General features: G+C 71.1%; 25 protein-coding genes and 1 riboswitch. Of the genes, 2 read left to right on the top strand and 23 right to left on the bottom strand.

What is annotated here, in order from left to right; all coding sequences use genetic code 11:
* Positions 1 to 407 precede the first annotated feature (407 nt).
* Positions 408 to 947 (top strand): hypothetical protein, encoded by a 540-nt coding sequence (locus AB4Y78_RS01425; protein ID WP_441713742.1) that lies wholly within the window; start codon positions 408 to 410, stop codon positions 945 to 947.
* Between the two features lie 797 nt (positions 948 to 1,744).
* On the opposite strand, the gene AB4Y78_RS01420 is transcribed toward AB4Y78_RS01425, so the two are convergent.
* From AB4Y78_RS01420 to AB4Y78_RS01325, 20 genes are all read right to left on the bottom strand, one after another.
* Complete coding sequence (locus AB4Y78_RS01420; protein ID WP_441713743.1) at positions 1,745 to 3,154, bottom strand: hypothetical protein; 1,410 nt, start codon at positions 3,152 to 3,154, stop codon at positions 1,745 to 1,747.
* Positions 3,154 to 3,378: a hypothetical protein gene (locus tag AB4Y78_RS01415; RefSeq protein WP_441713744.1), complete on the bottom strand. Its 225-nt coding sequence runs from the start codon at positions 3,376 to 3,378 to the stop codon at positions 3,154 to 3,156. Before AB4Y78_RS01415 ends, AB4Y78_RS01420 begins: the two co-directional genes overlap by 1 nt.
* A 123-nt stretch (positions 3,379 to 3,501) precedes the next feature.
* Positions 3,502 to 3,780, bottom strand: coding sequence for an HNH endonuclease (locus AB4Y78_RS01410; RefSeq protein ID WP_441713745.1), 279 nt, complete (start codon positions 3,778 to 3,780; stop codon positions 3,502 to 3,504).
* A 64-nt stretch (positions 3,781 to 3,844) separates the two neighbouring features.
* The gene (locus AB4Y78_RS01405; protein WP_441713746.1) at positions 3,845 to 4,009 is read right to left on the bottom strand and encodes a hypothetical protein; all 165 of its coding nucleotides are present in this window, start codon (positions 4,007 to 4,009) and stop codon (positions 3,845 to 3,847) included.
* Positions 4,006 to 4,827 carry a hypothetical protein gene (locus AB4Y78_RS01400; RefSeq protein ID WP_441713747.1) on the bottom strand — a complete coding sequence of 274 codons (822 nt, stop codon included), beginning with the start codon at positions 4,825 to 4,827 and terminating at the stop codon, positions 4,006 to 4,008. The genes AB4Y78_RS01405 and AB4Y78_RS01400 overlap by 4 nt, the downstream gene beginning before the upstream one ends.
* Positions 4,828 to 4,829: 2 nt before the next feature.
* A complete protein-coding gene (locus AB4Y78_RS01395; RefSeq protein ID WP_441713748.1) occupies positions 4,830 to 5,057 on the bottom strand; it encodes a hypothetical protein in 228 nt (75 codons plus the stop codon).
* Complete coding sequence (locus AB4Y78_RS01390) at positions 5,054 to 5,314, bottom strand: WhiB family transcriptional regulator (protein WP_441713749.1); 261 nt, start codon at positions 5,312 to 5,314, stop codon at positions 5,054 to 5,056. Before AB4Y78_RS01390 ends, AB4Y78_RS01395 begins: the two co-directional genes overlap by 4 nt.
* Positions 5,311 to 5,724 carry a hypothetical protein gene (locus AB4Y78_RS01385; protein WP_441713750.1) on the bottom strand — a complete coding sequence of 138 codons (414 nt, stop codon included), beginning with the start codon at positions 5,722 to 5,724 and terminating at the stop codon, positions 5,311 to 5,313. The genes AB4Y78_RS01390 and AB4Y78_RS01385 overlap by 4 nt, the downstream gene beginning before the upstream one ends.
* The gene (locus tag AB4Y78_RS01380) at positions 5,721 to 5,894 is read right to left on the bottom strand and encodes a hypothetical protein (protein ID WP_441713751.1); all 174 of its coding nucleotides are present in this window, start codon (positions 5,892 to 5,894) and stop codon (positions 5,721 to 5,723) included. The genes AB4Y78_RS01385 and AB4Y78_RS01380 overlap by 4 nt, the downstream gene beginning before the upstream one ends.
* On the bottom strand, positions 5,891 to 7,963 hold the full coding sequence (locus AB4Y78_RS01375; protein WP_441713752.1) for an AAA family ATPase: 2,073 nt from the start codon (positions 7,961 to 7,963) through the stop codon (positions 5,891 to 5,893). Before AB4Y78_RS01375 ends, AB4Y78_RS01380 begins: the two co-directional genes overlap by 4 nt.
* Positions 7,960 to 8,274 (bottom strand): hypothetical protein, encoded by a 315-nt coding sequence (locus AB4Y78_RS01370; RefSeq protein WP_441713753.1) that lies wholly within the window; start codon positions 8,272 to 8,274, stop codon positions 7,960 to 7,962. The genes AB4Y78_RS01375 and AB4Y78_RS01370 overlap by 4 nt, the downstream gene beginning before the upstream one ends.
* Positions 8,267 to 8,557 (bottom strand): hypothetical protein, encoded by a 291-nt coding sequence (locus tag AB4Y78_RS01365; protein WP_441713754.1) that lies wholly within the window; start codon positions 8,555 to 8,557, stop codon positions 8,267 to 8,269. Before AB4Y78_RS01365 ends, AB4Y78_RS01370 begins: the two co-directional genes overlap by 8 nt.
* A 301-nt stretch (positions 8,558 to 8,858) precedes the next feature.
* Positions 8,859 to 9,782, bottom strand: coding sequence for a tyrosine-type recombinase/integrase (locus tag AB4Y78_RS01360; RefSeq protein ID WP_441713755.1), 924 nt, complete (start codon positions 9,780 to 9,782; stop codon positions 8,859 to 8,861).
* Positions 9,783 to 9,896: 114 nt separating this feature from the next.
* Complete coding sequence (locus AB4Y78_RS01355) at positions 9,897 to 11,462, bottom strand: RNA polymerase sigma factor (protein ID WP_083853624.1); 1,566 nt, start codon at positions 11,460 to 11,462, stop codon at positions 9,897 to 9,899.
* A 175-nt stretch (positions 11,463 to 11,637) separates the two neighbouring features.
* Positions 11,638 to 12,036, bottom strand: coding sequence for a universal stress protein (locus tag AB4Y78_RS01350; protein ID WP_007925340.1), 399 nt, complete (start codon positions 12,034 to 12,036; stop codon positions 11,638 to 11,640).
* Positions 12,037 to 12,084: 48 nt separating this feature from the next.
* Positions 12,085 to 13,269, bottom strand: a complete 1,185-nt coding sequence (metX, locus tag AB4Y78_RS01345) for a homoserine O-acetyltransferase MetX (RefSeq protein WP_259909274.1) — start codon at positions 13,267 to 13,269, stop codon at positions 12,085 to 12,087.
* Between the two features lie 13 nt (positions 13,270 to 13,282).
* Positions 13,283 to 13,393, bottom strand: a riboswitch (SAM riboswitch).
* Positions 13,394 to 13,465: 72 nt separating this feature from the next.
* A complete protein-coding gene (locus AB4Y78_RS01340; RefSeq protein ID WP_441713756.1) occupies positions 13,466 to 14,524 on the bottom strand; it encodes a DUF4192 domain-containing protein in 1,059 nt (352 codons plus the stop codon).
* An 86-nt stretch (positions 14,525 to 14,610) separates the two neighbouring features.
* Positions 14,611 to 15,015, bottom strand: coding sequence for a YkvA family protein (locus AB4Y78_RS01335; RefSeq protein WP_441713757.1), 405 nt, complete (start codon positions 15,013 to 15,015; stop codon positions 14,611 to 14,613).
* A 114-nt stretch (positions 15,016 to 15,129) separates the two neighbouring features.
* Positions 15,130 to 16,662 carry an alanine/glycine:cation symporter family protein gene (locus AB4Y78_RS01330; protein WP_441713758.1) on the bottom strand — a complete coding sequence of 511 codons (1,533 nt, stop codon included), beginning with the start codon at positions 16,660 to 16,662 and terminating at the stop codon, positions 15,130 to 15,132.
* Between the two features lie 96 nt (positions 16,663 to 16,758).
* Positions 16,759 to 17,481, bottom strand: a complete 723-nt coding sequence (locus tag AB4Y78_RS01325; protein ID WP_441713759.1) for an EcsC family protein — start codon at positions 17,479 to 17,481, stop codon at positions 16,759 to 16,761.
* Positions 17,482 to 17,574: 93 nt separating this feature from the next.
* Between AB4Y78_RS01325 and AB4Y78_RS01320 the strand changes: the two genes are divergently transcribed.
* Positions 17,575 to 19,248 (top strand): DNA polymerase, encoded by a 1,674-nt coding sequence (locus AB4Y78_RS01320; protein WP_441713760.1) that lies wholly within the window; start codon positions 17,575 to 17,577, stop codon positions 19,246 to 19,248.
* A gap of 4 nt (positions 19,249 to 19,252) precedes the next feature.
* On the opposite strand, the gene AB4Y78_RS01315 is transcribed toward AB4Y78_RS01320, so the two are convergent.
* From AB4Y78_RS01315 to AB4Y78_RS01305, 3 genes are all read right to left on the bottom strand, one after another.
* The gene (locus AB4Y78_RS01315) at positions 19,253 to 20,164 is read right to left on the bottom strand and encodes a proteasome assembly chaperone family protein (protein ID WP_007925347.1); all 912 of its coding nucleotides are present in this window, start codon (positions 20,162 to 20,164) and stop codon (positions 19,253 to 19,255) included.
* A 67-nt stretch (positions 20,165 to 20,231) separates the two neighbouring features.
* Complete coding sequence (hrpA, locus tag AB4Y78_RS01310; RefSeq protein ID WP_441713761.1) at positions 20,232 to 24,014, bottom strand: ATP-dependent RNA helicase HrpA; 3,783 nt, start codon at positions 24,012 to 24,014, stop codon at positions 20,232 to 20,234.
* Positions 24,015 to 24,105: 91 nt separating this feature from the next.
* On the bottom strand, positions 24,106 to 25,374 hold the full coding sequence (locus AB4Y78_RS01305) for a GNAT family N-acetyltransferase (RefSeq protein ID WP_441713762.1): 1,269 nt from the start codon (positions 25,372 to 25,374) through the stop codon (positions 24,106 to 24,108).
* Between the last annotated feature and the right edge of the window lie 37 nt (positions 25,375 to 25,411).

Raw genomic sequence — 25,411 nt, 5'->3', positions numbered from 1 at the left:
CGTCGTCCGACTCCGGCCCACCCGCCACGCGATGGGGTGACGCACATCAGCCCCGGCTCCGCAGGAGTGTCGCACTCGTGCGGAGCCGGGGCTCGAGGTGTCACGCGCCACGTGGGCGCGTCGACGTCGATCAGTCGAGGTAGTCGCGCACTAGGGACGACCTCAGCACTGTGCGACACGGCGGGTTTGGCGGCAGATCGCCACTCGGTTTCAAGCGCTGTAGTGCGAAATATCCCCGACTAACGGGGCGGCCCCCGCGTAGCGGAAACTACCGAGGGCCAGACGGACAGCATGGAGGTGCTGAACGTGGACTTCACCCTACCCGCGGCCACGGCGGCAGCCCAGACCATCGGCCTGTTCGGCTCGCTCGTCGTCGTGACGGTCGCCTGCATCCTCGAGGCCACCCGATGAGCGCCCAGGACGTGTGGCCTTCCTTCGCCGGCATGTGGTGCGGCGCTGAGGGCCCGTGGACCGACGAGACTGCGCGTGCCCACTTCGACGGCTGCGTGGACTGTCAGACCGCGCTTGCCGCCTTCGAGGCAGGGCAGCGCGTCACGCAGGCAGTCGCCTTCACTCAGCGCATCACCGGCCACCTGCGCGCGTCCCTGCGACGTGCCGGCCATGACGTCAGTGTCTCGGATAACCCCACGGTCGACGAGCTCCACGACGCGTGCGACCTGCTCGGCGTGCGGGTTTCGAACTTCGTGACCCAGATCGAGGCGCTCACCTGCCCGACGTGGTGCAGCAGCCACCCAGCCCTCGAGCCGGGGACACACGTCGGTGAGGTCACGGTGGGCGACGTCGTGCTCGGCCTGTGCCTCGAGCCGGGTGAGGACGTCACCGTGCACCTGCCCGATCCCGTCGAGGCGGGTCTCACGCCTGCCCAAGCCAGCGGCCTCGGTGCCGCGCTCGTCGAGGCTGCCCGGATCATCGAGGACGCGCGCTGAGGTAGCGCCCCGTCGGGTCACCGCGGCTCGCACACGGTCTCTCACGGGCCCGTGTGCCTGCCAGGGCCACCCGGCCCCGTCGTCCTCCCTCACGGTCCTAGACGCAAACCAGAGACCGCCCTGCACCAAGTCCCATCGGCCGTATTGCAGGGGTGCGGCAGGTCGCGGATCAGCGCTTGATCAACGCCCCGCGATTCCAGTACAGCCCGCTCTCGTTTCGAGGGTGGGCCATGCGTGCTGGCCCCTTCCGAATGGGGTGGCTGGATCGGGGGTAACCCTGGTGGGGGATGCCAGAACTCTGCCCCGCTTGCGGGTCCGCAGTCAGCCTTTCCGGTCCCTGTATGCGCCCTGGCGGCACGCCGATGAGCAATACCGGCGATCCACCCTCCCGAACATGCCACGGCCGCACCGTGGGCACGAGCGCGTCACCTCGGGCTCGCCAACGTCAATGCCTTGCCAGCCGGGGTTTGACTTGCTCGGGACCATGAACGCGACTCCCTCGTACTCGGCATCCCGCATCGCGCCCCATGACCGATACGCGAGGGTGCGGTGAGATTCCATCTCGTGTTGCCAGGCGATCTCTGCGGCGGCCTGCTCGAGGTGGCGACGAGCGCGAGCGATGGACGCTCGAACGTCAGCGGGGGTGATGACCTGGAAGGGGATGTCTGGCCGGACGCCGGGGGTGGAGATGCTCATACCCGTAACGTTACAGATAGGTGTAACTAACGGCAACCTGCCCCAGGGGCGGGCCCCCGCAGGACCCTCTCGCCAGCGTCGATCCGCTGCATGTGGTCACGCTAGAGGACCGCGATGCCGCCACCAGCCTTCCCGGGCAGTGCCCGCAGCGGCCGCTCGACGGTCTGAGCCTCGACGCCCCACAACGCCAGCGACGCGGCCAACAGGACGCTCGAGCCGGGTGCCTTTCGATCCCACCCGAACACGTGGCCTCCCATCATCGGCCGTTGCCGCGCACCCAGAACCGCCCGCGTGAGCTCTGTCTGCCCTCGGTGGCGAACCGTGCCGGACGTGACCGCCTCGAACAAGCCGCCGGCAGCGGCCGGGACGTCCCTCGAGGTCGCCACCGTGGGCCGGACACCCGCCGCTCGCCAGTCCAGTTCAGCGGCAGCGTTGCGCTGGTCGACGACCACGGCCCGCACCGCCTTGCCGATGCGCGGGCGGACCCACTCCGGGAGCCACGCGGTGCCGTCCTGGGTCTCGTACCACTCCACATGAAGCAGACCGTCAGCACGCCGTCCAGCCACCGCTACCGTGGCCACCTCACGCGAGAGCGGGACGTCGATGCCGATGGCGAAGGACTCCACCGCCATGCTGTCCTCGTCCAGCAGCCCAGCCCACGTGCCCGCGTCGAACACCTGCCCTGCCTGCCCCCTGGGTATCCACATGCTCAACCGTTCGGCGCGGAACTGGTCGACGGGCAGCACCGAACGGTCGTCTTCGATGGCCTGGAGCGCGACACGGCCAGACGCCACGGCCGGGTTGACCCGCACCCACATTTCGCGGTCGTCGATATCGTGCCCGTACTCGGCAGCCCACTCCCACCACGCCAAGCGCGGGTTCAGCCCGTCATGGGCCGCACGACGCATGCCCTCGAACGCCTCGGAGTCGTGCATCACCCCGGGTGCTGTCCCGAAGTACAGTGACTGAGCGTGGTGCCTCGAGAAGACCGTGGGAGCCAGCGCACCGACCTCGGCTGCGGGCAAGTCCTCGGCCTCGTCCACCACGAGGCGATCCACGGACAGGCCACGGCCAGCCGACGCGCTGCGCGTCGTGAAAGCGATGCGAGCACCGGAGTCCCACTCGACGTACTCGGCGCCGATCATCTGGCTGTGGCGGCGCACCCTCGACGCGAGATCGTCGTGCTGCTGGATGACGGCCCACAGTCGCCGGAACGCATCACTGGAGGTCTTCACCGCGTGGGCGGTGTGCAAGATCGTCTCTCCCAGCACGGTCAGCCCGTACAGCTCCAGCGCGACAAGGATTTGCCCCTTGCCGGACTGCCTCGCCACCACGAGCCCCGCCTGGGTCGCTGACCACGAGCCCCCAGACTCACGCAGGATGCCCCGCACGACGTCCTCCTGCCACGCGTCCAGACCGATGCCGTAGGCGCGGGCCAGGTCGACGCACTCCTGCCCGGTCGTCTCGTCGCCCTCGGGCACGCGGGAGAACGTCGGATCAGTCGTCGCCATCACGCCCCCTTCCTCTTGGCGCGCTTGGCCGCGATCTCGTCGAGCTTGGACGACGTAGCAGCGGGGGCCATCGCCGCGATCTTCTCCACCAGCAGGCGGTACTCACGCGAGACGGTCGCCAGATCGCGCGGACTGGTCTCGGGGTTGTGCAGGACGGCCTCGAGGCGGTCACGAGCGGCCTGCAGGCGGTCCAGATCGGACGTCTCAGCGGGTTTGGTGGTCATGGGGTCTCCTTGGGGTTCTCAGGGGTCCAGATAGATGCCAATGCCGACGAGGGGCGGCGAGAGAGGCCGGGGTCGGGGATAGTGGGTGGGTCTCTCTCGCCGCCGTGGTCCTCCCGGGTCGGGTCACGCCTCGAGGGCGCCGGAGTTGCGGCGCACGGTGCCGTCGGGCCCGTTGGAGCGCGTTCGGTTGCACCGGAAGTGCGCGGGACGTAGCTGCTCGTAGTGGTCGGTGCCGCCGTGGCTGGTTGGCGTGATGTGGTCGACGGTGAACGAGTCAGGATGTGGATACGCGAGCTCGAGGTCGATCGGTCGACCGCACAGCGCGCACGGAGCGCCAGCCTTGACCTGTTGCGCGATGCGTCGTCGTGCTCGATCGCGTTTGGCTGTCGATGCGAACGGCATCGTTGTATTCCTCTCGGTCGTGGTGTCGCGGTTCGCCTCGCGGCCAGCGCTTCATTCGTGTCGGTCAGTCCTGCTCGTCGTCGGTTGGCATCCCGAAGAACGCGCGCGCTTCCTCGTCGGTGACACCTTCACGCGACGGCGGGAACTCTTGTGCCAGGTGCTGTGTCGTCTTGCTCGGTGCGAACAGCCGGCGGGCGAACTCCTCGGGGGTCATGTCGTCGCTGCTCACAGGGCCCCCCCGATCACGTCGGCGGGCGCCCGGTCGGTGGGATGCTGCCCAACCCCGGGGCCCAGACGGGTGGCGGGGTTCTTCGGGTCCCGCCCCCACGCCTGGTCCAGGGCAGCCAGGCGGGCCTGGTACTCGGTGGGGCCGGCGAGGGAGAGCGTGCCGGCCCGGGCGGCGTCCCACGCGTTGGCGTCCCGCGTGAGGGTCTTGTACCCGGGCAGGTCCACGTCGAGCAGGGGCAGCCACTTCTCGCGGGGGTCTGCGGTCTTGGGATACCCACCGGCAGCGGCCAGCCGTTCAATGACCGTCTTCACCTGGTGGATGCGCTCGGTAGCTGCCTTGGCGTCCTGCCAGTGCTGGGCGGCGTTGCCTCCCTTCGCGGTGACGGCCTCGAGGTCGTCGAGGTCGACGTCTCCGAGCACGTCGCGGGCGGCGCCGATGGCGGCGGCAGCCTGGTCGAACGTCGGCCGCAGCGCGTCGACCACAGCGTCCGCGTTGTCCCTGAGCGCGTGACCGATCACGCTGTCAGCGGCCCTGGTGATGCCGTCCTGTGCCTGCGGGCGGGCAGCCAGCGCGGCACCGAGCAGCACGTCGGTCAGCTCGCTCTGGTTGACCTTCTGGCCCTTGACCCGCGCGGCGGCGAGATCGGTCAGCTTGGCGTCGGTGCCGTGCTCGAGGAGGGTCCGCAGCCCGGTCTGCTCACGGTCCTTGGCTTCGACGGCTGCGGCGATCTCGGGTGGGAGGGTGGCCCCGATCCGGGTCATGTCGGTGATGACCTGCCGGGCGGCTCGGGTCACTTCGTTGGGGGTGCGGTCGAACATGGTCAGTCCTTCTCTCTTTCGATGGTCACCGGGACGGGCGCCCCGGTGTTGTCGGTTCGGCTCATGTGGGCGCCGAAGGTCTGGGCCAGCGCCAGCTCGAACACGAGCAGCGCCTGGGCTAGCCCGTGGTCGTCGCGGTAATCGGCCAGCAGGTCGAGACACGCCCCGTGGTCGCCGGCGTGCTGGGCAAGGTCGACGACGAGCGCGTGGGCGTCGGGGTCAGTGCTCATGTGGTCCTCCTGTTGTTGGGTCGGGTCCGGGTGCGGTCGACGCCCCCGAAGACGTGCCACCGCTCTTCCATCTCCTCGGCGGCTTCGGCGCACGGGTGGAGCAGCGGACACCGAGCACACAGCTGTGCGGCACGTCGACGCTCGTCCCGGTCCTCCGACGTCCACAGGTCGTGGTCTGCCGGTTCACCGCAGCGCGGTCGACGGCCGTCGGCAGCGAGGTCGAGCAGTGCCCTGTCGAGGGCCTCGCGCGCGGTCATGACGCGGCCCACTCTCGGCTCGCGGCGATGTGCTGCCACTCGACTTCCTTGGGCAGCCAGGCGGCCAGGACTTCAACGGCCTCGGCAGTGAGGACGCGACTACCCGAGTAGGAGCCGCCCGTGGGCAAGAACGCCGACCAGGCTTTGGTCCGCTCGATCCATCGGCGCGTCGACGGCCACACATTGGCCTCAAGCCACGGGTCTGCGATCTCGCTCGGGGCGTCGAGGCAGTTCCACCGCTCCATCGCTAGATCGGTCGTGACCGACCCGCGCACGTGTGTCTCGACCTTCAGGTGGCTGCGGCCTGTGATGGGCACTACGTAGGTGCGTCGGGAGCCGTGGGTGATCCGGCGCGCCCCGTACTCGGTCATTAGCTTGTCGATCTGCTCTCGGACTTCACGGGCGCTCATCGGGTGCTTCCTCTCGTCGCGGTGCGGGTGGGGCACCAGTCGTCGTGGTGCACGGTCACCCGGTAGATGGGTGCCTGGTCGGCATCCACGGTCTGGTAGGCGTCGCACTGGTCGCACCCTCCGGGGATGCGCTGCCCGGTCATCTGCTCGAGGGTGTCGCCGGCGCTCATCGGGTCACCGGCTCTCGGGTGAAGTGCCGCGCGCACATGACCTTGCCGGGGCGTGGCTCTTCGGTGCAGTCGTGGTGTCCACAGGTCAGCGAAGGGGGCTCATCCCCACCGTGTCCCGACTGTGTCCCCACCGTGTCCGGGACACGGTCTGAGTGTGTGTGTCCCGTGTCCCGTCCTAAGACACGGACACACTCACCACGGTCAATGCACGCATTCGGGGGGTTGAGTGTGTCCCGCTCTTCGTAGAGGTCGCTGCCGGGGTCGTCGCGCTGGGTGTAGCGCGTGACGAAGCTGTGCAACTTCGCGTTGCGCGCCCCGTCCGTGACGACGATGTGCCCGGCCTCGGCCAGTGCTCGCAGCGCGGCCCGCTTGTGGTCGGCCTTGCCGCTGACCCGCTCATCGATGCCACGGAAGGACAGGGCCTCTCCGGCGTCCTCGAGCGTGCGGGAGATGTTCTCCATGATCGCGGTCGGCTTCCATGTGCCGACACCGCTCGTGCCCGTCTCGGCGGGTGCTCGCAGCTCGAGGCGCACCCCGTCCGCTCCGGGGGCGACGTGGAGCAGCGCCACGGTCTGCGACTGGTGGTAGTTGCCGTGCCGGTCCTTCGCGCACACGAGCTTGCTGTAGCCCGTGGTCGTCCGGTCGAACGCCTTGACGTTGACCTGCATGTACTGCGCCCCGGTGATCGCGGCCCGCTTGCGCTGCGACCCGATGGGCCACAGCCCGCCGTCCTCGGCCTTGGTCACATGGTCGAGCACGACCACAGCGGCACCGCAGCGCCGGGCAATGGCCGTCGGCATCCGTCGGAACCACCGGGCCACGTCGTCGTCGTCGTTGGGCTTGGCACCCTCGAGCGCCAGTGACTCGCCCGTGCTGTCGATGACGACCACACTCGGGCTCACCTGGTCCAGCAGCTGCCCGAACCTCTCCGCGCTCAGCAGGCCGAACGCCTCGGCGGGGCGCACGTAGTGGAACCGCGTCGGGATGACCTCGGGGTCGACACCCAGGTCGAGCAGCCGGGTGACCGCTCCCTGGTCGTCGTCCTCGAGGTCCACGTACACGACGTGCTCGCCCGCGGCGATCTCCTGCGCGCACGTGTAGAACCCGGTCCATGACTTGCCGGCGTTGGACGCTCCGGCTACGCCGTTGACGCGCCCGCGGTAGAACAGGGCTTGCCCGTCCGCACGTCGCCCGATGGTCGGCGCAGGACGCTCGATGGTCCCCGCCAGGACTCCGGCCACCGTCGCAGACAGGTCGAGGGCAGCCCACGACGCGCCTGGCTCGTCTCCGGCCTCCCCGGCAGCCTCCACGGGCTCGTTGGAGGCATGTACGGGCTCGAGGTCGGCCACCGTGCGGCCGGCCGCCAGATGGTCGCTCGCGTCCTTGCCGCTGGTCGGCTCCACCACGGACACCGATGCGGCCACCGGCTCGAGGGCCTGCGCGATGGTCGCGGCCGTGTGCTGCCCCGCTTCGTCCCGGTCGCGGACGATGACCACGTGAGCTCCGGCCAGTGTGGCGGTGTACTCGGGTCGCCACTTCGCCGTGGTGCCCGGCCGCCATGCCCCCTCGGTCCAGCACGTCGCGGTCACCCGAGCAGCGGCCAGCGCGTCGGCGTCCTTCTCGCCCTCGGCGACGTATACCGTCCGGCCGTCCTGCACGGCCTCCAGAACCTCGGGCAGGCGGTAGAGCACCCGACGTACCCCGGAGAGGCTCCACGAGCCGTCAGCAGCCCTCTGGCGAAACGTCTTGGGCTCAAACCGCAGCTTCTCGAACAGCACGGTTCCCTGCTCGTCCACGTAGGCGTAGGTGGCTACCTGCACGGGCTTGCCGTTGGGCTTGCTCGGGGCGTCGAACAGGTCGGCCGGGGTCAGCCCTACCGCAGCGGTGACGGCCTCAGCACTGCACCCGGCGTGACAGTTGACCACGACCCCGGCCCGGTCATCTCGTGGACCGATGGACAGGCTCGGGGCGTGGTCGTCATGCGCGGGGCAGGTCGATGCCCGGCCGCCGTTGCTGACCTTGCACCCGGCTCCGGCCAGGGCGTCGACCAGACGCTGGTGAGCACTCATCGACGCTCACCCCCGATGCTCTCGAGGTCGACGTGACCCACGGGCAGCAGTCGCACGAGCTGCAGCGACGCCGACAGCCCGCGCTCACGCGTGCGCCAGACCTTGCGCTCAGCAGCGGCCAGGTCCGCGAACACCTGCGAGGTGACGATGCCGTCCCGACGCTCGGCCAGCACGAGCACACCGTGGTCGTGCCTGCGTGCGCGGGCGGCCAGGTCAGCGGTAATCTTGACGTCGAGAGAGCGCGTCGCCCGTGTGATCTTCTGCCCCTCGGTTTCGCCGACCGGGGGGCGCACTTCTGTCCGCTCAGGCATGGGCACCGCCCAGGGCCTCGAGCTCAGCCTCGGCAGCGCGGGCAGCCTCGGCGGCCTCCCGCGCACGACGGCGGGACTGCGCGGACTTCAGCGCCAGCCGCTTGAAGTGGGCCCTACGCAGCGACTCGGCGCGCTGGGGGTCACCCCCGGCCTCTCGCAGGAACTTCTGATCGAGTGCACGGCGGGCAGCCGCCGTTCTCGCCGACCTGTCGGGCGTCTGCGCCCAGGACTCATGTGCAGCAATCTGCGCGGCCAGGCGGCGCTCTGCGTTCGTCTCAGCCATGGTGATAACTCCGTATCCGGGCATGCAAAAGGCCCGCACGGTGGCGGGCCTTCTGGTGGGTCTGTGTGGTTGTGGTAGCGATCTGGTCGCCTACGTGATGCCGTGGAAAATGACGGAGCTGTGCTTAGGGAGGCATGGCCACCTCCCCTCGCGGGAATCAGTCTGTGAAGTTGTCGTGCGGCCCAGAATTGGGCATGAAAAAGGACCCTCAAGGGGCCCTAGATTTTGGGTGTGCGAAACACCCAACGTGTCACACTCTACGGGACATCGACGGTGTGCGCAACGCGGGCGCACACCGTCGTCACAACTCCCCCAGGTTCAGCCGCTTGGCTTCGTCGGCTGCTCGGGCAGACGCCTGCGCCTTCGTGTAGCGCATGAGCATGTCCGGGCGCGTCCAGCCGGCCACAGCCATGAGACCGGACTCTGACCCGCCGGCGGCGAGCCAGCGGTGCGCGGCGGTGTGGCGCAGCATGTGCGGGTGGAAGCGGTCGATCCCGGCCCGCTCGGCCCGCATCTTGAGGGACTTGTGCAGCCCGTCGTAGCGGAATTGCTTGCCCCGGTCCCCCAGCCACAGGTGCTCGGACTCGGCCAGGCGGTGCTCTCGTCGGTGGCGCAGGTAGCGGTCGATCGCCATGACCGCGTTGGCGCTCAGCGGGATCACGCGGCCCTTGCCGCCCTTGCCGCGCCGGATGATCGCGGTCGAGGTCTGCGGGTCTACGTCGGCCAGCGACATGGCGACGACTTCGCCGGCCCGCGCCCCGGTCTCGAGCATCAGGCGGATGATTGCCTCGTCGCGCCGGTCGCGCATCGCCTCGGCACGGGTGGCCCCCTTCGCCGGGATGCACGCCTTGAGCAGCGCGCGCAGCTCGTCCTCGGTCAGCGGCTCGACGACGGTCTGGTCGAGTTTGGGTGCCTTGACTCCCAGGAAGGGGTCGGTGTCGATCTCCCCTTCGTCCTCGAGCCACGCGGTGAACCGGCGCACCGCCAGTTGTCGGCTGCGTGCCGTCGAGGCGGCCGCGCCGGAGTCGAGCAGGTCGGTGACCCACGCGCGGATCGAGGCGCGTTGCAGCGGCTCGGCGTCCTGTTCGAGGCACCACGCGAGGTAGAACCGCACCCCGTCGCCGTACGCCTTGAGGGTCTGCGGGCTCTTGCGGTCAGCGCGCAGCGACAGTGCCCAGGACTGCGCCAGGGCCTGCAGCTCGGTGACCGACGGGGACACGCTCATGCAGCCATTCTAGGTCGATATCTCGACTACATGCGCTATGCGGTGCTAGCGTGTCTCCCGTCAGGCACGAAAAGCCCATGAAACCGGGCCTCAGCCACCGACTGACTGTGAATCTCAGTCGAGGTAGTCGCGCAGGACCTGCGAGCGGCTCGGGTGACGCAGCTTGCTCATCGTCTTGGACTCGATCTGACGGATGCGCTCGCGCGTCACGCCGTACACCTTGCCGATCTCGTCGAGCGTCTTCGGCTGGCCGTCGGTCAGGCCGAAGCGCATCGAGACCACGCCCGCCTCGCGCTCGCTGAGCGTGTCGAGCACGGAGTGCAGCTGCTCCTGCAGGAGCGTGAAGCTCACGGCGTCCGCCGGCACGACCGCCTCGGAGTCCTCGATGAGGTCACCGAACTCGGAGTCGCCGTCCTCGCCGAGCGGGGTGTGCAGGGAAATCGGCTCGCGACCGTACTTCTGGACCTCGACGACCTTTTCGGGCGTCATGTCCAGCTCCTTGGCCAGCTCCTCCGGCGTGGGCTCGCGGCCCAGGTCCTGGAGCATCTGCCGCTGCACACGAGCGAGCTTGTTGATGACCTCGACCATGTGCACCGGGATGCGGATGGTGCGGGCCTGGTCGGCCATGGCGCGGGTGATCGCCTGGCGGATCCACCACGTGGCGTAGGTCGAGAACTTGTAGCCCTTGGTGTAGTCGAACTTCTCGACCGCACGGATCAGACCGAGGTTGCCCTCCTGGATGAGGTCGAGGAAGAGCATGCCGCGACCGGTGTAGCGCTTGGCGAGCGAGACGACGAGGCGCAGGTTGGCCTCGAGCAGGTGGTTCTTGGCGTTCTTGCCGTCCTGCGCGATCCACCACAGCTCACGCTTGAACTTCATCTCGATCTTCTCGCCCGAGGCGAGCTTTTCCTCGGCGAAGAGACCGGCCTCGATGCGCTTGGCGAGCTCGACCTCCTGCTCGGCGTTGAGGAGCGCGACCTTGCCGATCTGCTTGAGGTAGTCCTTGACCGGGTCGGCGGTGGCGCCGGCCGTCACGACCTGCTGCGCGGGCGCGTCGTCCTCGTCGTCGTTGCTGATCGTGAAGCCCGACTTCTCGTCCGGCTCCTGCTCGGGCTTCTTCGCCGCCTTGGGGTCCTCGTGGAGGACGTCGTCCTCACCGGGCTCCGGCTCTTCGGCGGTCGTCGTCGTCGGGTTGGCCGCGGCCTTCTTGGCGGCGGCCTTCTTCGCGGCGGCCGTCTTGGCCGGCGCAGCCTTCTTGACCGGCTCGGCCGCAGCAGCGGCAGCAGCCTTGGTGGCGGTCGCCTTCTTGGCGGCGGTCTTCTTCGCCGGCGCCGCAGCCTTCTTCGTGGCAGCAGCGGTCTTGGTGGCGGCAGCCTTCTTCGCGGGGGCGGCGGCCTTCTTGGTCGCGGCCTTCTTCGCGGTGGTCTTCTTCGCCGCAGTCTTCTTGGCGGGGGTGGACGGTGGCACCTGAACCTCGATTCCTTGGTCACCGAGCGCGCGCAGCACGACCCTGCCCCGGCTCGGGCTGACCTTCGCGTCGGTGAAAGCGGCCTGGAGCTGGTCGCTGGTGATGGATCCGGTCGTGTGGCCCACACGGACCAGTTCCTGGAGCGATGGGTGCGAAAACTCCTTGGGGAGGGAGTCCTGCGCCTCGTCCGACCGTGGGGACACAGCAGTCACCAACAACCTTTCGTCACGGGGGATTCCGCCGGCATCGAAGGGGGGTGGCGTGTGACCCCGTCGACCCGACTCGCCCGGTCGCTGTGCGCTGGGCTCATCACCATTATAAAACGAGGTCTGCGTCAACGCGTCAGCGGGCACCCCGTCGGGGTGCCCGCTGATCGGTGTCCGTGTCTCAGCGCGCCTTGACGGCGAGCACGTCGCAGGGCGCGTCGAGCAGCACTCGCTGCGCGTTGGAGCCGAGGATGAGCTTGCCGACCGGCGTACGCTTGCGCAGTCCGATGATGATCAGGCTGGCGCCGGTCTCCTCGGCGACGACGATGAGGTCCTCGGCCGGCTCCTTGCCGCGGACGAGCCCCCGCACCTCGCCCTCGACACCGGCCTCGTCGAGGCGGCTGCGGACCTGCTTGAGGTCCTCTTCGTTCTTGCGGGCGCTGTCGCCGCTCAGTCCGGCGCCACCGCGGTCGGAGTGGATGACGACGAGCTTGTCCTTGCGCAGACGGCACTCCTCGAAGGCTCGCTCCAGGGCGGCTTCGCCCTCCTTGGTGGACACGTACCCCACGACGATGGTCATCGTTGCTCCTCGACTGGCTAGTGCTGCTGGACGGGTCTTGGCCAGACGCTACACCGCACCGCCGTGACCTGTCTCACTCCGGCTCCTCGTGTCGACGAGGGGCCGTCCTGCGACGACCTGGCCCAGGAGCGCGGCCACCTGGTCGACCTCGGTGAGGAAGCCGTCGTGGCCGACGACGGAGCGGATCATCGCCTGCTCCGTGCCCGGTCGGGCCCGCGCGATCTCGTCCGAGAGCCGGGGCGGGTAGAGCCGGTCGGAGTCCACCGGGACGACGACGAGCCGGCCGGCGAAGGGGGCCAGCGCCGCCGCCATGCCACCCCGGTCGCGTCCGATGTCGTGGGAGTTCATCGCCTCGGACAGCACGATGTACGAGTTGGCGTCGAAGCGCGCCGCCAGCTTGCCCCCGTGGTGGTCGAGGTAGCTCTCGACCGCGTAGCGCGGCCGGCCGCTCTCCCCCGGCGCCTCGTCCTGGACATCACGACCGAAGCGGTCGTGCAGCTCGATCTCGCTGCGGTAGGTGATGTGTGCGATCCGCCGCGCGATGCCCAGGCCGACCTCCGGGCCCTGCGGGTGCCCGTAGTAGTCGCCGCCGGCGAACCACGGGTCGTTGCGGATGGCGTGGATCTGCGTCTGGCTCCAGCCGATCTGCTCGGCGGTGGCGTAGGCGGTCGATGCGAGGGCCACCGCGGTACCGACCCGGTCCGGGTAGGAGGCGACCCACTCGAGCGTGCGCATGCCGCCCATCGAGCCACCGATGACGGTGTGCCAGCTCGGGATGTCGAGGGCGTCGGCAAGGCGCGCCTCGGCCGTCACCTGGTCGCGGATGGTCAGCCGCGGGAAGCGACTGCCCCACGGACGGCCGTCTGGTCCGGGGGACGCGGGGCCGGTGCTGCCCTGGCACCCACCGAGCACGTTGATCGCGATGACGAAGAAGTCGTCGGTGTCGAGGAGGGCGCCGGGCCCGACGAGCCCGGGCCACCATCCCGGTGTCGGGTGACCTTCGCCCGCAGGACCGACCACATGGCTGTCACCGGTGAGCGCGTGCTCGACGAGCACCGCGTTGTCGCGGGAGGGCGAGAGCCGTCCCCACGTCTCGTAGGCCAGGACGACGTCGGGCAGCACCTCGCCCGACTCGACGACGAGGTCACCGATGGGCTGGAAGAGGCGGTCGCCGGACGGGTGGTCGTCACGCCAGAGGGCAGAGGTGGTGGGCCGTGTGGTGGATACGCTCATGAGAGGGCTCCCGGGTCTCGCCTTGCCACATCACTCCGATGCGGCCGGGTCATCACCCGGGGCACCCCGTCGCGAGGAGGGTTGCCGGCCAGCTAGCCGGGGCTTGACGCTGACACTCATGACCTGGCGCCAACTCTAACCTCACCCGGGCGGCCGGATCGAGCCGGGTCCGCAGCGCGGACGGGGCCTGCTCCGGTCAGGCGACCCTGGGCGTCTCCCACGGCCGGACCCCGTGGGAGAGCAGCTCGAGCATGAGCCCCGCGAGCCGGTAGTCGGGGTCGACCTGCAGAGCCCGCTCGAGGCACACCCCCGTGACCGTGCCGTCGCCCGTCCACCACGCGAGGTGCGCCGCGCAGGTCAGCAGGGGTGGGGTGAGCTCGGCCGGGACGAGACGCGCCAGCTCGAGCAGCCGGGTGCGGACGGCGAGCACCCCGTCGTGGTGCTCCCCCACCTCCGGCACGAGCTCGTCGTCCCCGAGGACCCACGGGCACCACCTCGTGACCTCGAGCGCGAGCGAGATCCAGTGCTCGTCGACCCCCCTCAGGGGCATGGTCCCGGGACAGAGCACGGCGAGGAGGGCATCGCGCCAGGGGACGAGCTGCAGTGACCTCGCGATCACCAGCAGGTCGCGGTCGGCCAGGTCTCCCACGGGCCGGGCCCCGGCGTCGGGGTCGAGCAGCCGGGTCCAGGCCGTGGCGATCTCCGGGACCCGGGGACGCACGCCCAGCGGGCTGGCCGCCACGGCCACGGCGGCCGCCCTCGTCTCGTCCCGCTCCGCGAGGACCCCCCGCACGAGGTGATCCCGACTGGGTACCGGGCAGACCCCCGCCTCGACGAAGGGAGCGACCGCCGGCACGTCCTCGGGTCGCGGGAGCCGCAGGGCACGGCCCGCCCCAGGGCCGTCGACGGTGTGGCAGTGGCCGTCGCGGACGACGAGGTGCTGGTGCACCGGCAGCCCGGCCTCGAGAGCCGCCGCGGTCATCGCCGCTCGCAGGGCAAGGGACTGCCCTTCGTCGTCCTCGAAGGCCATGAGCAGCACGCTGCTCGCCCCCTCCCGGAGCGCGATGGCGACGGCCTCCGCGGCCACACGCCGAGCCACGTCCGGCTCGGCGACGAGGTCGTGCCGCTGGAGCAGACCGAGGCGCCGCTCGCGCATGAGCGTCAGGCAAACGGAGGGCCCGGGGTGGAACCCGAGCTGGTAGGGCATCAGGACGGCGAGCTCGGCGGCGTCGCGGGGTCTCACGATCTGTGTCATGCACCGAATCTGGCCCCTGCCGACGCGCGCCGGCAGGGGCCAGTCGTGGCTGTGGAGGGCCGCTCGGACGCCTCCGGACCTGTGGATCAGTCGGGGACGACGTACGACGGGATCGGCTGCTCCCACTGCGGGGCGCCGTGGTGCGCACCGGCCGCGGCCGCGGTGGCGCCCTGCTCCCACGCGATGAAGTCCTCGGTCTCACGCACGAGGGTCGTCGCCAGCCACCCGATGACGAGCACGTCGTCGACGAGGCCGAAGGCGAGCAGCAGGCCCTCGGGCACGATGTCGACGGGCGAGACGACGTAGCCGACACCGGCGAGCATCATGAGCAGGCGGGTCGAGCTCAGCCCGGTGTACTGGCCCGAGCGCACGGCGCGGATCATCCGCGGCACGGCGCGCAGTCGCTGCCACAGGGTCGGCCCGCCGGGACGGGTCGCGCTGCGGACGGCGGAGGCAAGGTGGGCGGCGTTGCGGACGCGGTGGGTGGCCATGGCGGTCTCCTCTGCTCGGGCGTCCCCGGTCCGGGCACGCTCCGCTGGATCCAACGTAGCGCGCCCGGCCGGGATTCCGTCAGGTGAGCAGCGCCATGGCGGCGCCGGGCCGCGTCAGTCGCGCTCGGCCCCGGCCGGGGTGCCCTGCGCGACGCGCCCCTCGGCCCGCTCGACCCAGAAGTCCGCGCCCTCGATCCCGAGCTCCCGCGGGTCGAACTGCGGGTCCAGGCCTTGCTCCTTCTGCGCGCGGTAGTCCTTGAGCGCCTTGAGCGCCGGGATCTGCAGCAGGAGGATGCCCAGGATGTTGAGCCAGGCCATCGTGCCGACGCCGATGTCGCCCAGGCCCCAGGCGGACCCGGCCGTCGTCGTGGCGCCGTACGCCACGGAGACGAGGATCAGCGCCTGCAGGGCCCGGATGAGACCGCGACGCACGACGCCGTTGCGGATCTTGCGGGTGAGGTAGGCGAGGTTGACCTCGGCCATGTAGTAGTAGGCGACCATCGTCGTGAAGGCGAAGAAGACGAGAGCCAGGGCGACGAAGCCCGACCCGGCACCGGGGACGAAGCTGTCGAGGCCGGCCTGGACGAAGCCCGGCCCGGGCTCGACGTCGGTGCCGACCGAGCCCTCGTAGAGGGTCGGGCCCGGGTAGGTCTCGCCCTCGAAGACGGAGTACATGTCCGTCGAGATGATGATGAAGGCCGTCGCGGTGCAGACGAAGAGGGTGTCGATGTAGACGGCGAAGGCCTGGACGAAGCCCTGCTTCGCCGGGTGCGAGACCTCGGCGGCCGCGGCGTGGTGCGGGCCCGTGCCCTGACCGGCCTCGTTGGAGTAGATGCCGCGCTGGACACCCCACTTGACGGCCTGGCCGATGATCGCACCGTAGACCGCGTGGGCACCGAAGGCGCCGGAGAAGATCTCGCTGAAGACGTGCCCGATCTGGTCGACGTTGACGAAGAAGACGACGAGCGCGACGAGGATGTAGAGGATCGCCATCGGCGGCACGACGAAGGCGGCGAAGGTCGCGATGCGCTTGACGCCACCGATGACGATGAAGGCGAGCGCGATGACGACGCCGATGGCCGTGGCCCAGGTCGGGACACCCCACGCGGAGTTCAGGGCCGAGGACATGCCGTTGGCCTGGACACCCGGCAGGAAGAAGCTCATCGCGAAGACGGTGAAGATCGCGAAGGTCACCGCGTAGGCGAGCGAGAGGGTGCGCGCCTTGTGGGCGTAGGCCTTTTCGAAGTAGTACGCCGGGCCACCGCGGTACTCACCGGTGTCCGGGTCCTTTTCCTTGTAGATCTGGCCGAGCGTGCACTCGATGAAGGAGGTCGCCGCACCGAGGAAGGCGACGGTCCACATCCAGAAGACGGCGCCGGGGCCACCGAAGGCGATGGCCGTGGCCACACCACCGATGTTGCCCATGCCGACGCGGTTGGCCAGCGACATCATCAGGGACTGGAAGGAGGAGGTGCCGTCGACGGAGGACTCCCCCTCGCGCAGCTGCTTGATCATGTCCGGGATCCCGAGGACCTGGACGAGACGGGTGCGGACCGTGAAGTAGAGGCCGGCGAGCAGGCAGAGCCCGACGAGCGGGATCGACCAGACGACGCCGTTGGCGGCTTCCACGAGTTCGGCGAAGGACATGGGCAACTCTCCGTTGAGCGGGCGTGGGCCCGGCGGAAGTTACCAGCGCCACGACGCCGGTGCCACCTGACGGGTGACACCGGCGCGTCGCGACGATCAGGAGGCGGGCGGGAACTCCTTGCGCACGTGGTCGGCGAGCTGCTTCATCAGCCACAGGTCCATGCCGGCGCCCACGGCGCCACCGACGACGGGCACCGCCTTGCCGAAGCGGGCGAAGACGCCCTTGCCCGCGGACGAGAGGATGCGGAAGCCGACCGCCTTGTTGACGACCATGAGCGCGGGGGCGGGGAGACGCTGCGCGGCCATGCTGGCGAGCCGGCCGGTGGGCGCGACCACGCCGGCCTTGGCGAGGAGATCCTGGGCGTCGGCGCCGACGAGGCTGAGCAGGACCGCCGAGCGGATCTCGGGCTGGCTCAGGTCGTAGCCGCGGGCCCGCGCGACGGAGGCCGCCATGCGGGTGGCGAGGACGTAGAAGCCGAGGACGTTGGCCGGCAGCGCGACGACCATCGTCGCGAAGCCGCCGAGGTTGGTGACGAAGCCGGAGGCGCCGGCGAGCTTGAGGGTGTCGGCGATGATCTCGTCGACCGCCTTGTCGGCGTTGCCGCCGTGCTTGGCCAGGGCCTTGTCGGCCATCGTGGCCGCCGAGTCGAAGGGACCGCGCCCGTCGATGCCGGTGTCGAGGAGGTTTTCGACGAGCTTGATCGAGGAGCTCGCCAGGGCGCCCTGCCGCTCGGGCTCACGCGCCTGCTCGAGCGCGGTCCGGGTGTCCTGCACCTGCTGCTTGCGGCCGAAGCCGAGTCGGTCGGAGATGAATCCCATGTCGGCATCCTGCCACGCAGCCCGCCCGCCCCGCGTGCTCACGACGTGCGTGCTCCGGGGCGTGGTCGCAGGGCCCGGGTAGCCTCACGCAGCGTGGGTGGACAGCAGCCGGGAGCCGTCGTCGTCGGGGTCGACGGCGTCGGCGCCGTGCTGCCTCCGGACGGGCCGGCGGTGCTCGGGAGGGACCTCCCTTCGCTCGTCGCCGCCCTCTCCCCCGGCGTGCGCTGGGTGACCTGGTCCGCGGCCTCCGTCGCACCGCTCGTCGCGGCCGGCGCGACCCTCGACCGGACGTGGGACGTCGCGGAGGTGCACCGACTCGCGCACGGCGGCTGGCCGGCTGGGCCCGAGCTGGCCTGGGCTGCCGCCCACGGGCTCGACCCGACGACCGCCCCGACGGCCCCGACGGGTGACCTCTTCGACCTGCTGGCCGACGAGGTGCCCCCCGAGCAGCTGGTGCGCGACGACGGGCACCTGCGCGCCGACGCCGTGACGGGTGCCTGGCTGACGACGCCGCAGCGGTGCGCCGCCTATGCGGAGGCGGCCCGGCAGGTCGCCGCCCGCCAGCACGAAGGGATGACCGCCCGCGGTCCTCGTGCGGTCGCCGCCGCGCACGCCGAGTCCGCGACGGCGGTGCTGTGCGTCGAGCTGGCCCGCACCGGGCTGCCGATCGACCGCGAGACGATCCGCCGGCTCATCACCGACGCGGCCGGCCCCGAGCCGAGCACCTTCGACGAGGAGCTCGCGGCTCGCGCGGCCCGCGACGCGCCGGTGCTCGCCGCGGTCCCCGGCACCGGCCACGTCGACCTGCGCAACCCGGCCCAGGTCAGGGCGCTGCTCGCTCGGGCCGGCATCGACGTCCCCTCCACGCGCAAGTGGGTCCTCGAGGCGCACGCGAGCGCCCACCCGGTCGTCCCGGCCCTGCTGGAGTGGCGCAAGCGCGAGCGGATCGCGACGACCTACGGCTGGCGGTGGCTGCGCGAGCACGTCGGGCCCGACGACCGGCTGCGCGGCGCGTGGGCGGCGTGCGACGGGGCGGCCGGCCGGATGACCGCGCAGGCGGGGCTGCACAACCTGCCGGCGGAGCTGCGCCCCGCGGTGGCTGCCCACGAGGGCCACGTCCTCGTGCGGGCGGACCTGGGCCAGGTCGAGCCGCGGGTGCTCGCCGCGGTCTCGCGCGACCCGGCCTTCGCCGCGGCCACACGCGCCGACGACCTCTACGCCCCGGTCGCCCAACGGCTCGGGGTGGAGCGACCGGTCGCCAAGATCGCGGTCCTCGCGGCCATGTACGGGCAGCGCTCCGGCCCGGCGGCCGAGGCTCTCGCGGGCCTGGAGCGCGAGTACCCCGTGGCGATGGCACACCTGCAGCGCGCGCAGGAGCGCGGGCGACGAGGTGAGCCGGTCCGGACGTACGGCGGGCGGTTGGTGCGCACCGACTTCGGCGCCGACGGCCTCGACGACGCCGGTCGGGAGGGGGTGGCGGGCGCCCGTGGTCGTTTCGCCCGCAATGCGGTGATCCAGGGCTCGGCCGCCGAGCTCTTCAAGGCGTGGGCGGCGACGGTCCGGGTGGCCGTGCGGCCGTTGGGCGGCCGGATCGTGCTGTGCCTGCACGACGAGCTGCTCGTGCACGTGCCGCAGCAGCACGCGGAGGAGGCCGCGGCCCTCGTCGACCGCTCGCTCACCGACGCCGCTCGTCGCTGGCTCGGTGGCGACCAGGTCCACTTCGTCGCCGACACCTCCGTCGTGCGGCGGTGGTCGGAGGCGAAGTAGCGCCTCAGGGGTTGTCGGTCTCGTCGACCGTGCGCAGGAAGTCCTCGAAGTCGGCGCCGATCTCGTCCGCGGAGGGCAGGTCCTCCCCTTCGCCGGCGAGCAGGCTCGGGCGCTCCAGCCCACGCAGGTGCACGTCGTACTGGCGCTCGAGCGCCTGGACGGCCTCGCGGACCTCGTCGTTGTCCTCGACCTCGCGCTCGATCTGGATGCGCCCCTCCCGGGCGGCCTCGACGAGGGCGTCGTTGGGCAGGTTGAGCCCGGTGACGTCGACGATCGCGTTGAGCGCGGTGAGGGCGGCGTCGTGGAAGGTCGACTGCGCGAGGTAGTGCGGCACGTGGATGCTGAAGCCCACGGCGTCGCGCGAGGACTCCCCGAGGCGCATCTCGAGCAGCGCGGCGAGAGAGGCGGGCACTTGGACGGTGCCGAAGACCGGCTTGTGCTCGCCGATGAGGCGCTCGTCGGTGCCGTGGACCGTCATGCCGACCGGTCGGGAGTGCGGCACGGCCATCGGGATGCCGTGGGCGTGTGCGACGAGAGTGATGCCGAGGTCGTCCATGATCGCGGTGATGGCCTCGATGACCGCCTCCCACCGGTAGTCCGGCTCCGGACCCGTGAGGACGTAGTAGGTCTGCCCGTCGCGGTCGAGGAGGTGGTAGAGCAGGAGAGCCGGGTCGTCGTAGTCGACGTACCGGTTGGCGTCGAAGGTGATGACCGGGCGGCGGCTGCGGTAGTCGATGAGCGAGTCGACGTCGAAGGAGGCGACGACGGTCGCGTCGCCCGCCTCGAGCAGCTGCTCGACGAGGAGTCGCTGGGCCATGCCGGCGTCGAAGAAGCCGTCGAAGGCGACGACCAACGGCCCCGGCAGGAGCATGGCGGGGTCGGTGTCGACCTCGTAGCGGTAGAGGCGCTCGGTCACGTCAGGTCCTCCTGGTCGGTGAAGCACTCATTGTCGCAACGACGCTTCCGCCGTGGCCATTCCCCCCTCAGGTCGGCACGGCCGCGATGGCCGCCCGCACCCGCTTGGCGGAGACCGACTGCGCGGTGCCGATCGACTGCGCGAAGAGCGAGATGCGCAGCTCCTCGATCATCCACCCGATGGCGACGACGTCCGGGGACCTGCGGCGCAGCGGTGGCAGCGCGTCGAGCAGGTCGGCGTAGGCGCCTTCGACGGCGTCGATGCTCTCCTGGTGGCCGGCGTCGCGGCGCGGGTTGTCCGCGGCCCGCTCCAGACGAAGGGAGATCCCGCGCAGGTAGCGCCGCAGGTCGGGCAGGCGGGCCAGACCGGTGTCGGCGACGAAGCCCGGTCGCAGGAGGCCGTCGAGCTGGGCGCGCACGTCGGCGACGGTCACCGCGACCGCGGGCGCGGTCATCCGGTCGAGGAGGGCGAGGACCTCGGTGCGCTGCGCGAGCACCGGCTCGACCTCGGCAACCACCGTGAGCACCCGCTGGGCGACGTGGGTGCGGGTGGCGGCGAGCGCCTCGTCGAAGGCTGCCCGCGAGCGGACCGGGCCGGTGACGTGCTGGGTGACGATGTCGTCGACGGCGGCAGCGAGGGCGTCGTCGAGCAGGGCGGGGACGGAGCCGTGCGGGTTGTCGGCGAGCGCCAGCTTCTGCGCATTCGTCAGGCGGGCGAGCACCCGCTTCCACGGCGGGGCCGTCCCGAGCAGGAGGAGCCGGCGCACGCCGGCGCGGTGGGCACCGAGCGCCTGCTGCTCGTCGGGCAGGACGCGGACGGCGACACTGCTCCCTTCGTCGACGAGGGCGGGGTACCCGACGACGGTGTGCTTGCCGGACGTCGTCGTGAAGGTCTCGGGCAGGTCGCCGAGGTCCCAGGTCGTCAGGCCGGGGCGCTCGATGGAGGCCCCGGCCCGGGACATGCCGTGCTGGACGTGGCCGGCGAGCTCCTCACGCAGGGCCTCGAGGTCCTTGCCGCGGCCGAGGCGGCGACGCCGGGAGTCCTCGACGGCGAAGGTGATGCGCAGGTGGTCGGGGACCTTGGTCCAGTCCCACTCCCCCTCGTCGATGCGGATGCCGCCGCGGCGGCCGAGCACGGTCGACAGCTGTGCGGTGATCGACGTGCCGGCATCGGGGTCGAGCTCGGCGAGCGCGGCCCGCGCGTGGTCGGGGGCGGGGACGAGGTGGCGGCGGGTCGCCTTGGGCAGTGACTTGATGAGCGCGGTGACGAGGTCGGCCCGCAGCCCGGGGACCTGCCAGTCGAAGCCGTCGGCGGTCAGCCGGTTGAGCACCTGCACGGGCACGTGGACGGTGACGCCGTCGTCCTCGGAGCCGGGCTCGAACTGGTAGGTCACGGCGAGCTCGAGCCTGTCGGTGCGCCAGCGGCGCGGGTAGTCGCGACCGCTCACCGCCTCGGCGTCGTCGCGGGTGAGCAGGTCCTCGGTCAGCGTGAGCAGGTCGGGCTGCTCACGACGGGCGGACTTCCACCAGCTGTCGAAGTGGGCGCCGGAGACGACGTCGGCGGGGATCCGCTCGTCGTAGAAGGCGACGACGTCCTCGTCGTCGACGAGCAGGTCACGTCGCCGGGCCCGCTCCTCGAGCTGCTCGAGGCGCCGGACGAGCTTGCGGTTGGCAGCGAGGAAGTCGTGGTGGGCGTCCCACTCCCCCTCGACGAGGGCGTGCCGGATGAAGAGCTCACGGCTGGCGACGGGGTCGATCTTGCCGTAGGAGACGGGGCGCCCGACGACGAGCGGCACGCCGAAGAGGGTGACCCGCTCGGTCGCCAGGACGGAGGCGGCCTTCTTGCTCCAGCGCGGCTCCGAGTAGGTCCGCTTGACGAGGTGGGCGCCGGCGCGCTCGGCCCACACGGGGTCGATGCGAGCCGACGAGCGGGCCCAGAGCCGACTGGTCTCGACGAGCTCCCCCGCCATGACGAAGGGGGGTTGCCGCTTGAAGTTCGTCGTGCCCGGCTGGATCGAGAAGCGGGCACCCCGGGCACCGAGGTAGTCGCGCTTGTCCTCGTCGCGCAGGCCGATGTGGCTGAGCAGCCCGGTGAGCAGGGCCTGGTGGACCCGGTCCCAGTCCGGCTCGGCGTCGGGCGCGGACGTGCGCTGCCGGGTGTCGATCTTGTGCTGCTTGGCGGCGCGGACGAGCTGGCTGTGCAGGTCCTGCCACTCGCGGGTGCGCAGGAAGTGGATGTACTCCCGCTTGCACATGCGGCGGAAGGCGCTGCCGGACAGGGCCTTCTGCTGGTCCTTGAGGTAGACCCACAGGTTCCACCAGCTCGCGAAGTCGGACCCCTCCTGGCGAAATCGGGCGTGCTGCTGGTCGGCCTGCGCGCGCTGCTCGGTGGGCCGCTCGCGGGGGTCCTGGATCGACATGGCGGCGACGATGACGAGGACCTCGGTGGTGCAGCCGAGCCGGTCGGCCTCGATGAGCATGCGCCCGAGGCGTGGGTCGACGGGCAGGCGGGCGAGGGTCTTGCCGGTCGGGGTGAGGCGACGGGCCCCCTTCGCCCGGGTCTCCGTGTCGAAGGCCTGCAGCTCCTGCAGCAGACGGACACCGTCGGTGATCTGACGGGAGTCCGGCGGCTCGATGAAGGGGAAGCGCGCGATGTCGCCCAGACCGAGGGAGGTCATCTGGAGGATGACGCTGGCGAGGTTGGTGCGCAGGATCTCGGGGTCGGTGAACTCCGCTCGTGCCGCGAAGTCCTCCTCGCTGTAGAGGCGGATGCACACGCCCTCGGCGACGCGTCCGCAGCGACCGGCGCGCTGGTTGGCCGAGGCCTGCGAGATGCGCTCGATCGGCAGGCGCTGCACCTTGGTCCGCTGGCTGTACCGGGAGATGCGCGCGGTGCCGGTGTCGATGACGTAGCGGATGCCGGGCACGGTCAGCGAGGTCTCGGCGACGTTGGTCGACAGCACGATCCGTCGCCCGGAGTGGGGCGCGAAGACCCGGTGCTGCTCGGCGGCGGACAGGCGTGCGTAGAGCGGGATGATCTCGGTGTCGGGCAGCTGCATCCCCGACAGGGCCTCCTGGGCGTCGCGGATCTCGCGCTCGCCGGAGAGGAAGACGAGGGCATCGCGCGGGCCGCCGGACTCGGGCTCGGTCCACAGCTCCTCGACGGCCCGGCAGATGCCGGTCACCTGGTCGCCGTCATCGTCGTCGTCCTCGCCGAGGGGCCGGTAGCGCACCTCCACGGGGTAGGTGCGGCCGGAGACCTCGATGATCGGTGCGGGCTCGCCCTGCTCGTCGCTGAAGTGCTCCGCGAAGCGCTCCGGGTCGATCGTCGCGGAGGTGATGACGACCTTGAGGTCGGGGCGACGCGGCAGCAGCTGCTTGAGGTAGCCAAGGATGAAGTCGATGTTGAGCGAGCGCTCGTGGGCCTCGTCGATGATGATCGTGTCGTAGCGGCGCAGGTCACGGTCGCGCTGCATCTCGTTGAGCAGGATGCCGTCGGTCATCACCTTGACCGCCGTGCCGTCGCTGCTGTGGTCCGCGAAGCGGACCTGGTAGCCGACGAGCCCGCCGAGCTCGACCTGCATCTCCTGCGCGATCCGCTCGGCGACCGAGCGCGCGGCGATCCGACGCGGCTGGGTGTGGCCGATCTGGCCGGCACGACCGCGCCCGATCTCGAGGGCGATCTTGGGCAGCTGGGTCGTCTTGCCCGACCCCGTCTCCCCCGCGACGATGACGACCTGGTGCTCGCGCATCGCCTCGGCGATGTCGTCCTTGCGCGCGACGACCGGCAGTTCCTCGTTGTAGTGCAGGTCCTCCGCCGCGACGGGTGCACGCAGGGCGGAGTCAGACATGACAGTCAGGATATCCACGGCCCCTGAGTGGGTCCCACGCCCCGCGTGGGCGGTCGCCCGGCGACCGTCTCGAAGGGCGCCATCCCGAAGGTCAGAAGTCGATCGTCGTCACCGGCCCGACCGGGGTGCGCAGCGCGGCGTCGAGCGCGGCGACCGCGGCCGGTTCACCGGTGACGTACCCGGCGGCGGCGCGGGCCGCGATGGTCTGACCGCCGAGCCACACGGCCCCGAGGTCACCGATGTCGAGCGTGACGTCGGCGGCTGCCTCCGTGCGCTCGAGCGCCCCGACGCCACCGCGCGCGGCCGTCCAGCGCCAGCGGCCGGCCTGCTCGGGTAGGACCGCGTCGCCGACCTCGACGACCACGTCGAGGTCGGCGGCGTGGCCGCGTTCCGTCACGGCGGTCGGCAGGTCGACGATGCGCAGCCAGAGGCAGTCGCTCGGTCCGCCTCCGCCGAGGGCGCGCGGCGAGGGCAGCCACGTGACGAGCGGGTCATCGAGGGTCACCCAATAGGCGGTGCTGCCCATGAGGTCGAGGTCGACGAGCCGCTCGGCGAGCGCCAGCCGGGCTCCGACGTCGGTGGAGAGGAGGAAGAAGACGCCGACCTCCCCCTCGGGTCGTCCGTCGGACCAGCGCGGCGTGCGGTGGAAGTACGCGGCGCCCACGTCCTGGCCGTCGCGGGTGGCCCACAGCAGGCGTGCCGGCTCGCGGTCGCCGCGGCTCTCGGGGCTGTCGATGAGCAGGCGGGCGCAGTCCTCGCGGCTGCGCACGACCTGCCCGGCACCGGTGGCGGCGGCCGCTCGGGCGAGGTCGTGCCACCGGTCCGCCTGGTCAGGGCTCGCCGTCGTGGTCTGCAGGGTCGTCGCATCGGCGAGCGCCCGCACCTGCGGCGGCGCGGCGAAGTTCGTGCCCCGCCCGAAGCTCGAGCGCAGCACCGTGCTCGCCACCCCGTAGCCGAAGCGACCGTAGATCATGTGCTCCGACGCCTTGAGCACGGACAGCGAGCGTCCCTGCTCGTCGCGGGTCCACCGCAGGTGGTGGGCCATGACGGCGGTGAGCACCCCGCGCCGCCGGTGGTCGGGGTGCACCCCGATCCACGTCAGCCCCTCCGCGGGACGAAGGGAGGCCCCCTCGCCTCCCGCAGCCGGCACGGAGACCTCGACGTCCCAGGACCCGGCGGTGCCCGCAGGCTCTCCCCCGCGGGTGGCGACGAAGCCCGCTCGCTGCGGGGTGTCGCGCAGCTGTGCCTCGCGCGGTCGGCGCGCGCTGTCGGCCCAGACGAGGGTGTCGAGCTCGAGCAGGGCCTCGACCTGGCTCTCGTCGGCAGGGTCGATGCGGGTGATCGCGATGTCGCTCGTCATGAGGTCACGCTCGCACCGGGGCGAAGGGCGCGGCAAC

It is taken from the genome of Janibacter sp. RAF52, from assembly GCF_052114035.1.
In the GTDB taxonomy this organism is placed as follows: Bacteria; Actinomycetota; Actinomycetes; order Actinomycetales; family Dermatophilaceae; genus Janibacter; species Janibacter hoylei.
Note: the sequence above shows the minus strand (reverse complement) of the source record. Positions and strands in the feature narration are given on the sequence as shown.

Excerpts from the sequence above, each read along its gene's own strand:
- AB4Y78_RS01425 (WP_441713742.1), top strand. The coding sequence starts at position 408 with ATGAGCGCCCAGGACGTGTGGCCTTCCTTCGCCGGCATGTGGTGCGGC.
- AB4Y78_RS01420 (WP_441713743.1), bottom strand. The coding sequence starts at position 3,154 with ATGGCGACGACTGATCCGACGTTCTCCCGCGTGCCCGAGGGCGACGAG.
- AB4Y78_RS01415 (WP_441713744.1), bottom strand. The coding sequence starts at position 3,378 with ATGACCACCAAACCCGCTGAGACGTCCGATCTGGACCGCCTGCAGGCC.
- AB4Y78_RS01410 (WP_441713745.1), bottom strand. The coding sequence starts at position 3,780 with ATGCCGTTCGCATCGACAGCCAAACGCGATCGAGCACGACGACGCATC.
- AB4Y78_RS01400 (WP_441713747.1), bottom strand. The coding sequence starts at position 4,827 with ATGTTCGACCGCACCCCCAACGAAGTGACCCGAGCCGCCCGGCAGGTC.
- AB4Y78_RS01395 (WP_441713748.1), bottom strand. The coding sequence starts at position 5,057 with ATGAGCACTGACCCCGACGCCCACGCGCTCGTCGTCGACCTTGCCCAG.
- AB4Y78_RS01390 (WP_441713749.1), bottom strand. The coding sequence starts at position 5,314 with ATGACCGCGCGCGAGGCCCTCGACAGGGCACTGCTCGACCTCGCTGCC.
- AB4Y78_RS01385 (WP_441713750.1), bottom strand. The coding sequence starts at position 5,724 with ATGAGCGCCCGTGAAGTCCGAGAGCAGATCGACAAGCTAATGACCGAG.
- AB4Y78_RS01380 (WP_441713751.1), bottom strand. The coding sequence starts at position 5,894 with ATGAGCGCCGGCGACACCCTCGAGCAGATGACCGGGCAGCGCATCCCC.
- AB4Y78_RS01375 (WP_441713752.1), bottom strand. The coding sequence starts at position 7,963 with ATGAGTGCTCACCAGCGTCTGGTCGACGCCCTGGCCGGAGCCGGGTGC.
- AB4Y78_RS01370 (WP_441713753.1), bottom strand. The coding sequence starts at position 8,274 with ATGCCTGAGCGGACAGAAGTGCGCCCCCCGGTCGGCGAAACCGAGGGG.
- AB4Y78_RS01365 (WP_441713754.1), bottom strand. The coding sequence starts at position 8,557 with ATGGCTGAGACGAACGCAGAGCGCCGCCTGGCCGCGCAGATTGCTGCA.
- AB4Y78_RS01360 (WP_441713755.1), bottom strand. The coding sequence starts at position 9,782 with ATGAGCGTGTCCCCGTCGGTCACCGAGCTGCAGGCCCTGGCGCAGTCC.
- AB4Y78_RS01350 (WP_007925340.1), bottom strand. The coding sequence starts at position 12,036 with ATGACCATCGTCGTGGGGTACGTGTCCACCAAGGAGGGCGAAGCCGCC.
- metX (WP_259909274.1), bottom strand. The coding sequence starts at position 13,269 with ATGAGCGTATCCACCACACGGCCCACCACCTCTGCCCTCTGGCGTGAC.
- AB4Y78_RS01340 (WP_441713756.1), bottom strand. The coding sequence starts at position 14,524 with ATGACACAGATCGTGAGACCCCGCGACGCCGCCGAGCTCGCCGTCCTG.
- AB4Y78_RS01335 (WP_441713757.1), bottom strand. The coding sequence starts at position 15,015 with ATGGCCACCCACCGCGTCCGCAACGCCGCCCACCTTGCCTCCGCCGTC.
- AB4Y78_RS01330 (WP_441713758.1), bottom strand. The coding sequence starts at position 16,662 with ATGTCCTTCGCCGAACTCGTGGAAGCCGCCAACGGCGTCGTCTGGTCG.
- AB4Y78_RS01325 (WP_441713759.1), bottom strand. The coding sequence starts at position 17,481 with ATGGGATTCATCTCCGACCGACTCGGCTTCGGCCGCAAGCAGCAGGTG.
- hrpA (WP_441713761.1), bottom strand. The coding sequence starts at position 24,014 with ATGTCTGACTCCGCCCTGCGTGCACCCGTCGCGGCGGAGGACCTGCAC.
- AB4Y78_RS01305 (WP_441713762.1), bottom strand. The coding sequence starts at position 25,374 with ATGACGAGCGACATCGCGATCACCCGCATCGACCCTGCCGACGAGAGC.